We start from the raw sequence: 13438 nt of genomic DNA, 5'->3' as shown, positions 1-13438 counted from the left end.
ATGCAGCAACTGGTAAAGGAAGGATGCCTCTGACCAGGTTCTGGATATGAAGAGAACCAGCCTGCCCGGTTTGTTTGATGACAATGCCTAACGAACTATCAGGAAAGGTTGCCCTGAAAACAGGCGGAACAAAGGGAACCGGAAAAGCTATTGCTGAGAGGTTACTGGCTGCCGGAGCTCAGGTCATCATTACGGCAAGGAACGAGCCTGTGATATATGATGAGAATCTTCATTTTATTCCGGCGGATCTGAGCAGGGCAGAAGGAACGGATAAGGTGGTGGCTGAAGTACGATCAAAATACGGCAAACTTGATATCCTGGTGAATAGCTTAGGAGGCAGTGAAACTCCCGCTGGTGGCTTTAGTGCCTTGACCGATGAACACTGGGAAGAGACTTTGCAGACCAACTTGCTTGCTCCGGTCAGCCTGGATAGGGGTTTTCTGCCGCAGATGATCCAACAGAAAACAGGTGTGATCGTTTACATCGCATCCATACAGGGAGGCTGCCTTTATATGACAGTATACTTCCTTATGCGGCGGCAAAGGCAGGGCTGATCAACTCCAGCAAGGGGCTTTCCAATGAGGTGGCTTCGAAAAGTGTCAGGGTGTTATAACGGTATCTCCGGGTTGGATCATGACTGATGGTACCAAGAGAATGATGGAGCGAATATCGCAAAGCGCAGCAATTTCAATTGAACAGGCTACCCAGGGCGTGATGGATGCTTTGGGCGGGATTCCGTATGGCAGACCCGCCGAGCCGGAAGAGGTAGTGGAGCTGGTTGGCTTCCTTGTTTCTCCAAGGGCGGGTTATCTAACGGGTACAGAATTCGTAATCGACGGCGGCACCATCCCTACAACCTAGTACACCATTCCTGTAACCAGTTCGTGATTACTTTATCCCCTGGATGATTTTATTCCTGTGCTGGAATCCCCATTTTTCCATCGCTGTCAATACATCATCAAGGGTTTGGCTATAAGGCGTAAGTTCATACTGGACAGTAACGGGTTTAGTGTTGCATACCTTTCGGCTTACCAATCCGTTCATTTCCATTTCCTGCAATTCCTTGGACAGGATGCGCGGGGATATGGCCGCTTCCCTGGATAACTCATTGAATCCTTTTTTGCCGCTCTGAAGCACTGAAATCAAGATTAATTTCCATTTTCCGCCCACTATGTCCAGCGTATCGCGTATTGCCATTTTGGCTTTTGCACAACTTTCGATCGTATGATTTGCCATATACTATTCTTTTTGTAAGTACTATCCTTTTTGTAACAGATAACAAATGTATAGTATTTGTTCGGAAATTTGTGACTTAATCAACAATTGATAGTCATGTCACAGAAAACAATCAAAGTTACGGGATGGATTTTGACGGCCATCTTAGGCCTGCTCCTCACGATGAGTGCCATAATGAAAATTACGCTGAATGAAACTGCCACGGCACAGGCCACTGCGTTCGGGGTCAATACTGCCACTTATCAGTTCATCGGTGTGATCGAAATCCTCTCGCTGCTGCTTTTCATCATTCCAAGAACAGGGGTGCTGGGAACAATGCTCTTAGTGGCTTATCTGGGTGGAGCCATTGTAACCCACCTGCAGCACCAGCAACCCATAGCAATGGCAGTTTCTGTCCAGATTTTGCTTTGGGTCACGGCTATCGTGCGTTTCCCTGAACTGGGACAGAGAATTTTTCCGGCAAAAAATATCGAACAACCATGAGAAACAGAAGCATATCAATAATCACTGAAAACCATTGGCACAATGGATTTTTGGGCAATGGGCATAAGGCGATGGCTGTCCTTGATGGTGTCAGCTACAAAGACAGCGATCCTTTTATCCTGTTTATGGATGACATATTGGACCTGCCCGGCGGAGCGCCAGTGGGGGGAGCACATCCCCACGCTGGATTTGAGACCCTGACTTTGGTGCTGGAAGGTAATGACAGGGAATGGAAAACGGGAAGTTTTGAGCTGATGACGGCGGGAAAGGGAATCATCCACACCGAGGAGATCACTTCAAAGCAAAAACTGCGTATCTTACAGGTGTGGCTGGTATTACCACCTGAACAGCGGTATGCCCAGCCTTTTTTGCAAAAAATATTACTCGAAGATGTGCCAACAATTAAGACCGGTGAATATGAAATCCGTGTTTACGGTGGCAGCAGCAACGGTTTGGTCTCTCCCTTGAAAACCCATACACCATTTATCCTGATTGAATCCAGGCTGAAAAAGCTTGCGTTGGTAAATCAGGAAATTCCATTGCAGTATCATGGCCTGGTCTATGTGCTTCAAGGCCGGCTAAAGGTGGGTGACAAAATTATCAGTTCCGGGCAAGCTGGATGGCTGGAAAGAACGAACGAAAAAGGCAGTGGCCGGCTTACCCTGGAGGCACCGGATGAGGATACGCATTTTGTGCTGTATGCTGGACAACCACATCATGTTCCGGTTGTCCAGCACGGACCTTTCGTAGCCGACTCGATGGAAGAAATCGCTCCGCTGTACCGGAAGTTTAAAGATGGCCAGTTTCCGCATTTGAACGACCTGTCAGATGAGCAGAAGATTACATATCATTCAGATGGGCGCATCGATTCAAAGGCTACCTGACAGGGATGGAATCAGCGACTGATTAGCTGCTGCCAGGAATAATCGATGCCGGTTAACCCCATGTCATAGCGATTTAAATCGCCATTGATTGATCATAGTCCGGATATCCCTTCAGTATGGCCCGCTTTAACCTTTGCTGATTTTCATCTCCCCAGTGTCCGATAGCAGCAAGTAAAGGTATCAGCGTCCAGCTGAAATCGGTAAGTGTATACTCAACTTTTGGAGGCATTACCGGGTAGATCGTCCTGGTCACCAGTTCATGTTCCTCCAGTTCTTTTAGCTGGATGTTGATGACACGGCGGCTTGCATCTGGTATTTTACGTTGCAGTTCGCTCGGACGCATGTAGACCAGCTAACAATCAATAGGGATAAATTATTCCCTATCTGAATCGTAGTTCCCTTATTGCAGGTTATGCAGGTACTATCGAAATTTGTACATCAATATGTTAATTTAAAAATAAATATTATGAACCTACCAAAATTAATATCAGACTTAGTGGAAGCACAGAACATCCACGACGGAGCAGCTTATGCTTCCCTTTTTTCAGACGATGCAGTAGTATTCGACGAAGGAAAGACACATAACGGAAAACAGGAAATCCAGAACTGGATAGAAAAGTCGAACCAGGAATATCAGAGCGTGCTAAAACCGATCAGTTATAATGATAGCGCAAATGGCTCGGTACTTGAAGCGGAGGTTTCGGGAACATTTCCCGGTAGCCCGGCAGTCCTGCGCTTTAATTTTACGTTTCAGAACGGGCTGGTCGGATCACTAAAAATCACCGGATAGCTGGTGTTAAAGCGCGTCCGCCTGAATACAATTGCCAATCACCTGACCATAGCAATGCAGCAATGGAAATTGTTCTTCTCCGGCAGCATTGCTATTTTTTTACCATAATCCAAATGTCAATCAAAACAAATACCTGCACCACAATACTGATACTGTTCAGCATACTTTTCATTTCTCCCCTGATCATCAAGGGGCAATCGACAAGCCTTGATCTAAGTGAGCATAAAACAGTTGTTCAAAAAAAGTACGGGCTTGATCCTTCTAAACCACTGACCGCAAGGATCGGGAATACACCGCCCGAAGTAATCCAGAAATTCCGGGATGCTGGGATGTCCCCGACACGCCACAGACTTAGCAAAGCCGACAGTGTTAAGGTCGTCAGGGCCTTTAAAATGCTTCCTCCGTTACATGCCCGTGTCCTGAAGGACCACCTGTTGGGCATCAGTTTTCTGGACAACATGCCCAATACAGCGCTGACTGCAACGATGAACCCGGAGAGCCCATTCCCGGTTTTTACCATCACTTTTAGGGCCGAGATTTTAAAACAGGATGTCTCCCAGTGGCTAACCTGGAAGGAAATGGGCTATTATGAAAAAGATAACCCAAATTTGCAGGTTTCCATCGATGCAGGCAGGCTTGACGCAATACTTTATGTACTCCTGCACGAGGCGACCCATGTTGTAGATGGCTCCCTTGACCTGCTGGGAATGAATAAAACCAGGGGGACTTTTGACAGGGAGGCAGACCTGAAAAAAAACTTTACACAAGGCATCTGGACCGACCGGACTGCGCTAAATGCAAACCTTGCTGACACCCTCACCTTGCGCAGCCGCTTTCGTGGCGGGGCCAGGCTATTGCCTATACATCTCGCAAGGGAGATCTATGAATCAGCTGCCAAAAAGCCTTTTGTCTCACTATACGCTACCTCCAGCTGGCACGAAGACCTGGCGGAATACCTCACCATCACCCATTTTACCAAAAAACTTAAACAGCCTTTCAGGATCACGATTAAGGATAGGGGCAAAGAGATCTTCAGCTACGAACCGATCAAATCTGCCGCTGTCAGCTGGCGGATTCCCCTTATGCAATATTTTTATGCAAAGGCTGAATAGTTTATGTTTTAACAACACCCATCATATGAATAAGCAAAAAATCCGCATAGGATTCATCGGGCTTAATCCCGACAGCCACTGGGCAGCAGCAGCCCATTTACCCGCATTAAGGTCATTGTCTGATGACTTCGAGATCATTGGAGTGGCCAACCGAAGTTACGAGAGCTCAAAAAAAACAGCACAGTCCTTAAATCTTCCCCTTGCCTTTAAGGATGCGCAATCACTGGTTAGCTCAAACGAGATTGACCTGGTTGTGGTAACCGTAAAAGTCCCCTATCACTTTGAACTGGTCAGCGCAGCACTGAATGCCGGCAAACATGTTTTTTGCGAGTGGCCTTTGGGAAACGGACTAGGGGAAGGCAGGAAACTGGCAGCGTTGGCCAGGCAGAAAGGCGTTATCGCTGCAATTGGAACACAGATGCGCTACGCGCCGGAGGTGGCCTACCTGAAGCAGCTTATAGCAGATGGCTATGTAGGTAAGGTATTATCCACTACGTTGATTGGCGCCGGTGGTAGCTGGGGAAATGAAACAGAAGCGGATCTTTATTACCTCCATGATCAGGCTAATGGTGCAACAATGCAAGCCATACCTTTAGCCCATACGCTGGTGGGCCTAACGGAGGTATTGGGTAACATTGAAGAGTTGTCGGCCCGGATGCTGACCCAGTTTGACCAGGTCAGGTTGACCGATACAGGAGCGTTAAAGCCTAAAAATACCCAGGATCAGATATTGATACATGGTACACTCAAAAGCGGTGCTGCCTTATCTGTGCATTATCGTGGTGGCATAACAAGGGGAACTAACTTACTATGGGAGATTAACGGTACAGACGGTGACTTGCAGGTAACCGGTGAAAATGGCCATGGCCAAATTGTTCAGCTGGCTATTAAAGGCGCGAGAGGAGAAGAAAAAAAATTGAAAACACTTACCCCGCCTGCCGGTGTCTACAGCGGATGGCCGTCTTTTTCAGGCGCCCGGAATGTTGGCCATCTGTATGCCTTGATCGCTGAAGATATCCGTACGGGTTCAAGAAAAGCGCCGGATTTCGAGGATGGTGTTGCGCTTCATGAATTGGTTGACCGTATCGAGAAATCGTCGCAAGAGAAAAAAGAAGCGTGGGTGAGGAGTGATAGTGATAAAAAAGTCGAACCTTAATTAATTGATAATCATATATATGAGCCAATGTTGCAGGTTGGGTTAACTCAAGCAGGATTGCCTTATTTTCAATGAATAACAGGTTTATGTCTGTTTTTTTCTTTTCATAAGAAAATTTCATAAAAAGAAAAAGCCTTGAATTTGAGCTCCTTTCAAAGAAAAGGTTCGATTTTCAAGGCTTTTTGCCGTTTTGGTAGAGTTAATCGGCGGAAAATCGACCCTGTATGAACATTGCGAAGCGATAGTAAATTTTGAAAAAGTGTTGAAGAATAAAATTGAGGGACAGTATAGGAAAAAGAAATTATTGTAAGTGTTTTTCACAATCGGGTTGGTGATAAGCTATGGGAGAAGTAGACAGTTCGTTCAAAATCATTTTTGGGATGCTTTCTGTTGTATTTAGTTATGAAATGTTATATTTGGAATGGATAGGGACGGCAAAGAAATTGATCCTGTGCTGGGTCGTTCTGCGGCCAATGATCGGCACATTCACCGGGCCTTATGGCCAGGGGAAATGTTCACTTTATAATGAGATAGAAATCTGGTTATATCTTGACTTAATATATTGAATTCGCTAGTCCCTATCCTTTTACTAATTTGAAAGATCCACTAAAGCAGATAACCCAGGAACAGCGGCAGGAAGTCGCCAGAAAGTTTCATGCCTGTGCTTCGCAACAGGAATTTTATCAGATCTTAGTCCATCTGGTGAGTTTGCTAGATATAAATGACCATGGTCGGAAACACTGCTGCCAGATTTTGAGTCAATTTGAAATTGGCAAAGTTAGCCCAGCATATCATGATTTTTCTATAAAAAAGCGTTCTGGCAGATACCGCCATATCAGTGCACCTTCTGACGAGCTTATGCTCATTCATCGGCTTATTAATTTTCTTCTTTCCTGTGTTTTTCACGGACATCAAAGTTCACACGGCTTTAAGAAAGGCTCATCTGTGGTGTCCAACGCTGTCGTACATGTTGGCAAGAAATATGTATTTAACATAGATTTGAAAGATTTTTTTCCTTCTATTGATAGGGAGATGGTTAAAGAAGCCCTAATGCGTCCTCCGTTTAACCTCTCTGGAGAGAGAGAAAGTATTGCAGAACATATCTCTGGACTTTGTACAATGAAAACGCCGTTGAGAAAAGGGATACGAAATTCAGCGCTTAAGTTGATACTACCTCAAGGAGCTCCAACCTCCCCTTTACTCTCCAATGTGGTTTGCCAAAATCTAGATAATTTACTCGAATCACTTGCTCAGGGAAACCAATTGGTTTACACGCGCTATGCTGATGATATCACATTTTCAGGTAGCAACAATGTTTTTGAAGAGGATTCTGCTTTCTTAATTGAACTTGTGAGAATTATTTCAGAACAGGGCTTTCGAATCAACGCATCTAAAACCCGGCTTTTAGGCAAAAGTGCCCGTCAAGAGGTTACCGGAATCGTCGTAAACGAAAAGACTAATGTTAAAAGGGAATATCTTAAGCCTTTGCGCATGTATATATACTATTGGGAAAAGTATGGTTACCAAGAAGCTGAGATAAAATTTTTCAAAGACTGTAGGTTGATTTCCGATAAGGAGATAAAATCGACATTACATTCAACGCTCGACGGCAGGCTGAATTATATGAAAATGGTTACAGGAGAAAATCATCCTACGTATCTTAAACTTTCCAAACGGTTTAAAAAACTAGCTAATAAGCGTTTTGCTGAAAAAAACCAGAAGTCATCGTCAACGCACAAGGGAGATTTTAGTGAACATCGACCAAAGGATTTAGCAAGATTTCTAAGGTTTTTTCAAGACAGCGATGCACTTAAATACCTTACTCATGATTTTGATATGGTTGATGCGGTGTTTGATTACGATAGGATAATGATGTATGCAGCCAAAGATTTTTACAGAGGCATTAAAGAAAATTACATCACCAAACAATTATACGCTAGAGTCAATCAATTCGCGTTCGAAGAAAAACCAAAATGGTGGAAATATGAAGACGGGAAACGTGTAGAAATTAATATTGGCTGGAGTTCAAAGCAAATAAAGGAATGGGTACTCATGAATCCTGGAACCCATCCTATCCGCTCAAAACAGATAAGGGATAATTTAATCCGGCCCTTTAAAGAAAGCATCCAATTTCGCCCCCCCGCTTTACGTAATCACATTGAAAGCACGGTACGGGAAAAATTTGGAGAGGATTATTATGAATTAAAGATTGATTATTCAAATTTGGAGGCCGCTGAATTCTATACAGATGTTGAACTGCTTCTAAGCGGTGTCAGGCATCTCTTAGATGGGATACTTGATCGAATTAAGACTTCAAAAACTATCCATATTGCTTTCAGTAAACAAGAAGTCAACGGCAATCTTATGAAGGTTCTGGAGATTACCCATGTCGGATCTATTTGTTATAAAAATGCGATTCCCAAGGAATTACTTAACGGTAATTTCTCAGATGCGCTAAAGCTTTTCCATGGACTTTGCAACTGGGCAGTTAGAGCTAGTTTTGCTGATGGAGATTTTGAAATTGATATGCTAAGCGACAAAGAAAACCTTTCCCAAAAAAGACCAGTCAACAAAGAGCTCATTTCGGGATTTACACATTTATTAAGATTCTACTGATGGTTTTCCTCATTGATGATAACAGGCGCGAGCAGCAGCGAGAGTATGGTTGCAACTATATTGCCCATGGTACATACAGTGGTGTTCTTACCGTTTGGAAAAGGCGCAGCGAAGGTGATGATTTTAGTATGCTAAAATCTGCCGCATGCATTTTGCTACATGATTCCTTTCCCGATTTCAATCCCGCGGGTGAAATTTTACAAGGCAGCACCAAAGTTGCCGAAAAGATCAAGGATGGTGCAAGAGCAGAGGAGAGACCTCTTGTATTGTTCAGTAATAGTTTCACCGGCTTTGAACAGGGAAAAATTAAACAAAAAGAAATTTCTGGCCTTAATAAAAGAATTTTCTATACAAACCTTGAAGATTTCATTTTACATTACAAAGCGACTGGCGAAATTGAGCTCAAAATCCTAGCCTATGGCAAAAACTTTAAACACCGCGAACTTGAAGATTTGCATGGGCAGATCGCTAACATTATTGCAGTTCAGGGAATAGAGGTCGCTCGAAAGGATGCGATAGATTTGGTCGAGAAGTTCTCGGCAATTTCAGAGTCCGGAGAAGAGCTTAAAAAACAATTTGCCAATCTCGACGGGCGTAGCTATATAAATTTACTTGACAAGATTATTAAATTTTATGTAAGATATGGGCGGAGCATTTATTCTTAACGACGATAATAGCCTTTTTAGCAAAAAAATCATAGATGAAATTGACGTAGCCTCCATCGAATATGTAGATCTTCGCTCAGATAAAGAAATCGATGATTATGTTGCAAGAATATTCTCACAGAATCAGATCAAAAAACTTGTAGTCCCCGTTTCTCTTGGAGAAGGTGGCAATAATGAGCTGGGATTAAGAATCGCTTTGCATATTCGTCTTAGCGAACGGATTGGAGATGATAATCTAATACCCATCATTCTAGTTTCTGACAGTTCACTCGAAACCCTGTTGATAAACCAAAATAATCGGTATGCGCTAATTGCTGCTACAGAGGGAAGCGTATTGGCTCCTCTAGATATTGCGGAGATTGAAGCTCACTTAAAATATACCTCAGCTATTTCCAAATCTGAATTTAAGACTAAAGTTCTAGACAACCTGATTATAAAAGGCCCCGAAACCATTGGACCTCATTCAATGGCTAATGAGTGGGGTGTTGTACAGCTCGATAAGATCGCCCACTTAAGTTCATTAACCGCTTCTACCCCTGCCTTACAGCGTAAACCTTCCTTGTATTTTAAATATCTTTTAAGTATTAATAGAACCCGAATAGCCGCTTCACCGGCGAGTGGTGGATTAACGACCCCTAACATAATACCTGCTACCGGGAAAAGAATACTTCATATTGATGACGAGGGTGATAAAGGCTGGGTTCAAGCCTTAACAAAGATTTTTAACGGTGCAACCTTTGTTCCCCTGACCGGTTATAATCTTTCCGAAGACGATTTTATGGCAAGTATTCGTGCTCAAATTGTTTTAGACTGGGATCTGATCTTACTGGATTTGCGTTTGCTACCTTGGAAAGAAGATATTGCAGGAACTGTTCATCCAATCGGCTATTATAGCGGAACTAAAATACTCAAAGAGATTAAAGCCATTAATGAGGGCGCTCAGGTAATGATTTTCACAGCATCCAACAAGGCCTGGAATATGCGAGACCTGATAGATCTTGGAGCTGACGGCTACTATATAAAAGAATCTCCTAAATACCTTATTCCAGATAATTTAAGTCTCCAAAACTATGAAAGCTTCAAAGGACAGGTTGTTAAATGTTTTGAAAAGAAATATCTAAGGGAATTCTTCACTTTAAAAGAACAAGCTATTGCCCAGACCGGTAATAGTGATGGGAGCTTTATGGCTTATTCTCAAAATTCGCTAGATGAGTTTTTTAAGCTCTTAAAGCTTGGCATGTGGGAGACAGCTTTTATCAGCTTATTTTTACCTATCGAACAGCATACTGATGCGTTGGTTACAGGCACGCATGGAGAAATTACTGACCTTAGTGGAGCCCTCATTAAGATGAAGGTTGGCATAAATTATAGAATGGTCCATGATGAAATCAACCGCAATTTTCAAATTCAGAACTCTACTAGTCAGGTCAGAGCACGGAGAGGGTTGGGTAAGATATCTTTCACAATGGCTTTCAAATTTTCAAAGGATAATATTTATCTGCTAAGAATTGGTCAACTAGTAGGAAAAAGAAATTCAATCTCTCATGGAAGCCCAACCACAATCACGTTACAGGATTTTGAAGACTTAATAGCGATCTTGAAATTATTCAGAACCCATAGTTAGCTTTTGTTATTTTCAAATGCCGGATTGTATGTTTCAACGAAAGTGGTTCCTCCCTAATTTTGGTGCTTTTTCATGATAGACTTAGTCTTGGTTCATCGGGTATTTAATGTGAAATCCAATCCAGTTGACCTCATTCTGCCAGATCTATAATCGCAAGATAATTAATGATTTAATTTAACTCCAGTTTAATTGATGGCGGTATGTGATCAACGGGTTGTGGTTTGTCCATAGATGCCAGTTTGATAAAATTAAAGAAATAAAAAAGTACAAAATAATATTGGAGATACCTTCAAGTTTAGAAGCACATTAAAAAAAAATATTAATATTATCCTAGCGAACATAGCCGTATTCCCAGGTCATGAAGCTGAGATGATTTCCAATCAATCATAAATTAATTCCAGAATATTAATTTGGGAAGAAATATTAACAATCAACCACAGAAGCAATGGATAATAACTCAAGCAGTTTTAAAAATATTTCTCTTTTAGAAGAAATCGAAACAGCAAATAGGCTCATCAGGCTGGGTTTTGGAGAGATCCAAAATATTGATTTTGTAAATAACTTTTATTTCCTTCCTTTCCAGTTACTTTCCCAAGGTTTTGAGCGCTTGATGAAGTCGTATATATGTTTAGGATACTACAATAAAAATGGAAAATATCCGGATTTTCAATATATCAAAGACCTAGGTCATGATTTAGAAGCTTTGCTTCGACGCATTTTGTTGGAATTTTTCAATGATCATCAGCGTTACTATTTGATTGAAGATAGACGCTTCCTTGAAAAAAATGAAGATTTAAAAGAACTGATATACATTTTGTCAGAGTTTGGGAAATTCGCGAGATACCATAACTTTGATGTCATTACAGGAAAAGTCAAACCAAGTGTAAACCCTAAAGAACTTTGGGAGCTTTTTGAGGGCAAGATTATTAACCAATTAGGAATTTCTAAATATGAGAATCGAGATCTTGAGGATGAAATATTCGGTGACATTGCCCGCGTTGTTGTCATCATCTTCGAAAAGTTCGTATCCGCGCTTGCTCGACAGTTTAATTTCGGGACGTTGGGGGATCATGCAAGGGGGTTTTCAGCCAATGTCTTTGATTTTGCTATGCTTTATCCAGATAAGGTCGGTACAACCGATTATAGAAAGGATACTACTAGGTTTAAACAACAGCCCAGGCGCGTACACAAGCGAACGTTAATGGATGCGCTGAATAGGCGATTCAATCCAAATATCAAATCAAAAAAAATTAGAAAAGGGGATTTTGAAAGACAATGGCCTTTTTATGCTGAAGAAGTCATTGTAGAAAAGAGGAGAAATTATTGGCTCATTGTCAGTATCAGTGGTTATGACTATGCGTTAAATGGAGCTGCGAAAGGGAAATTCAAATTAGACGATCCATTTGAGGCAGGAGAAGCAATAAGGGGAATAACGATCTCAGATTTTATCGATATTGGCTTCTCACTTTGACAACGCCAATATCTTCCCATCATGGCAATCAAGCCAAATCGCTGTCCATAGAATATGCGCCCAGATTACTGCCCAATATAATAAATACGGTTTTGTTCAAATTGAGAAGTTTGTTTGGCTTTATTTTGATTTCAATGTCTTGTCTTGGTTTGAGATGAGTAGCTATATCTAGGATTATCAATATATTTGTCTTCTAACGCGATCAAAAATAATGACCAAAGACCAATTACGAGAAGCATCCCAGCGTTTGATGTTTGCTGAAAATTTGAGTGATTCCAAAGATGTAATTGATATTTATATAAATCTATTATTTAAAATAATAAACGAACATACAGATCAGCCCGCAATCCAAGCTAGGAGAGAAGCTAAACTCGTGCTGCAAATGGTATTTACCAAGATGCTTAACCTGCGACAGCTTCTGGATGGGCTCAATTATGCAGGAGAGCATAACGGCCTCTGGAATTTTATTGATCCTACTATTGTTGCCTCTGCCGGACGCAGTGTTGTTGAGTTAACTGCAACATTTCATCTCATCTACTGCTCGGAATATAATGAAGCAGAGAAAGAAATGCTTTATGAAATGTGGGTTCTTGCAGGCTTAAAATACAGGCAAAGATTCGTCGGAGAGAATTCCTCAGAGGAAAATAAGCAGAAAGCGGCAATCGAAGCATCAGAAATTGCGGATATAACCGAACGAATCAAAACATGTGAACCGTATACCGTATTATCAGAGAAAGATAGGGAGTTAATTGATAAAACAATAGATGCAAAAGAATATCGGGTCAATCTCGATAATGGTAGAGCATCAAAAATGCATTGGCAACAGATGATCCAATTTATGGGCTTTAAAGCTCAGCTTACCGGATCGCTTTATACTTACTTTTCTTTATATGCCCATCCATCAAATGTAAGTGTTTTTCAATACCGTGATCTTTTTAGCAACAAGGGAAATGATCACGTCAGTATGGCTATCTTTAATACCAAAAATATTACAGCGATGCTTAGTAAGTTTATTTCAGATTACATAAGATTGTTTCCCGAAGTTCAGGCAGTCTTTGGTGATACGCCATTACTTCACCAAATCTTAATCAATTGGACCTTAAGATTGACAACAGATAACACCCAGCCTATTAATGAGGCAATGAATGCCTTGAATTAGCAATTAAGATGATGATTATTTTCAATAACATTCCTCAGTTCAACAAGGATAATGACGATGAGACCAAAAAAAGACTCCAAATTAGAAAGCCAAGTTTCCTTGTACTCACCCTTGGTTAATTATCCTCGCTCAATCGGTTGCGTCGGATAACTTTTGAATTCGTTTTCATGAAAAGTAACTTGTTCTGACCATGTTTTTATTAGTCAATATGAGCTTTAACTATATTTGCTATTCATCAATTT

At 41.7% G+C, this 13438-nt stretch carries 14 protein-coding genes; 12 read left to right on the top strand and 2 right to left on the bottom strand.

Going from position 1 to position 13438, the window contains the following annotated elements; translation table 11 throughout:
• Positions 1-83 precede the first annotated feature (83 nt).
• Together AC07VK_RS22575 and AC07VK_RS22570 are read left to right on the top strand one after the other, a co-directional pair.
• A complete protein-coding gene (locus AC07VK_RS22575; protein WP_492963418.1) occupies positions 84-554 on the top strand; it encodes an SDR family NAD(P)-dependent oxidoreductase in 471 nt (156 codons plus the stop codon).
• Positions 555-654: 100 nt separating this feature from the next.
• Positions 655-861 (top strand): SDR family oxidoreductase, encoded by a 207-nt coding sequence (locus AC07VK_RS22570; RefSeq protein ID WP_494939833.1) that lies wholly within the window; start codon positions 655-657, stop codon positions 859-861.
• Between the two features lie 27 nt (positions 862-888).
• On the opposite strand, the gene AC07VK_RS22565 is transcribed toward AC07VK_RS22570, so the two are convergent.
• Complete coding sequence (locus AC07VK_RS22565) at positions 889-1236, bottom strand: winged helix-turn-helix transcriptional regulator (protein ID WP_138820243.1); 348 nt, start codon at positions 1234-1236, stop codon at positions 889-891.
• A 96-nt stretch (positions 1237-1332) separates the two neighbouring features.
• Between AC07VK_RS22565 and AC07VK_RS22560 the strand changes: the two genes are divergently transcribed.
• Both AC07VK_RS22560 and AC07VK_RS22555 read left to right on the top strand, forming a co-directional pair.
• The gene (locus tag AC07VK_RS22560) at positions 1333-1719 is read left to right on the top strand and encodes a DoxX family protein (RefSeq protein WP_492963422.1); all 387 of its coding nucleotides are present in this window, start codon (positions 1333-1335) and stop codon (positions 1717-1719) included.
• Positions 1716-2603, top strand: coding sequence for a pirin family protein (locus AC07VK_RS22555; protein ID WP_492963424.1), 888 nt, complete (start codon positions 1716-1718; stop codon positions 2601-2603). Before AC07VK_RS22560 ends, AC07VK_RS22555 begins: the two co-directional genes overlap by 4 nt.
• Before the next feature lie 73 nt (positions 2604-2676).
• Here AC07VK_RS22555 and AC07VK_RS22550 read toward each other — a convergent pair whose 3' ends face one another.
• A complete protein-coding gene (locus AC07VK_RS22550) occupies positions 2677-2946 on the bottom strand; it encodes a winged helix-turn-helix transcriptional regulator (RefSeq protein WP_492963426.1) in 270 nt (89 codons plus the stop codon).
• Between the two features lie 123 nt (positions 2947-3069).
• Between AC07VK_RS22550 and AC07VK_RS22545 the strand changes: the two genes are divergently transcribed.
• From AC07VK_RS22545 to AC07VK_RS22510, 8 genes are all read left to right on the top strand, one after another.
• Positions 3070-3393 (top strand): nuclear transport factor 2 family protein, encoded by a 324-nt coding sequence (locus tag AC07VK_RS22545; protein ID WP_138820248.1) that lies wholly within the window; start codon positions 3070-3072, stop codon positions 3391-3393.
• Between the two features lie 113 nt (positions 3394-3506).
• Positions 3507-4505, top strand: a complete 999-nt coding sequence (locus tag AC07VK_RS22540; RefSeq protein WP_492963428.1) for a hypothetical protein — start codon at positions 3507-3509, stop codon at positions 4503-4505.
• 25 nt (positions 4506-4530) lie between these two features.
• Positions 4531-5661: a Gfo/Idh/MocA family protein gene (locus AC07VK_RS22535; RefSeq protein ID WP_492963430.1), complete on the top strand. Its 1131-nt coding sequence runs from the start codon at positions 4531-4533 to the stop codon at positions 5659-5661.
• 594 nt (positions 5662-6255) lie between these two features.
• Complete coding sequence (locus AC07VK_RS22530) at positions 6256-8277, top strand: reverse transcriptase family protein (RefSeq protein ID WP_492963432.1); 2022 nt, start codon at positions 6256-6258, stop codon at positions 8275-8277.
• Complete coding sequence (locus tag AC07VK_RS22525) at positions 8277-8942, top strand: hypothetical protein (protein WP_492963434.1); 666 nt, start codon at positions 8277-8279, stop codon at positions 8940-8942. The genes AC07VK_RS22530 and AC07VK_RS22525 overlap by 1 nt, the downstream gene beginning before the upstream one ends.
• On the top strand, positions 8920-10566 hold the full coding sequence (locus AC07VK_RS22520; protein ID WP_492963436.1) for a HEPN domain-containing protein: 1647 nt from the start codon (positions 8920-8922) through the stop codon (positions 10564-10566). Before AC07VK_RS22525 ends, AC07VK_RS22520 begins: the two co-directional genes overlap by 23 nt.
• Before the next feature lie 445 nt (positions 10567-11011).
• The gene (locus AC07VK_RS22515; RefSeq protein ID WP_492963438.1) at positions 11012-12037 is read left to right on the top strand and encodes a hypothetical protein; all 1026 of its coding nucleotides are present in this window, start codon (positions 11012-11014) and stop codon (positions 12035-12037) included.
• Between the two features lie 211 nt (positions 12038-12248).
• The gene (locus AC07VK_RS22510; RefSeq protein ID WP_492963440.1) at positions 12249-13196 is read left to right on the top strand and encodes a hypothetical protein; all 948 of its coding nucleotides are present in this window, start codon (positions 12249-12251) and stop codon (positions 13194-13196) included.
• The last annotated feature ends 242 nt before the right edge of the window (positions 13197-13438 follow it).

The sequence above is a fragment of the Pedobacter sp. GW821-FHT01D05 genome (genome assembly GCF_059422505.1).
The sequence above is the reverse complement of the archived record's forward strand: the minus strand, read 5'-3'. Positions and strand labels throughout refer to the sequence as shown.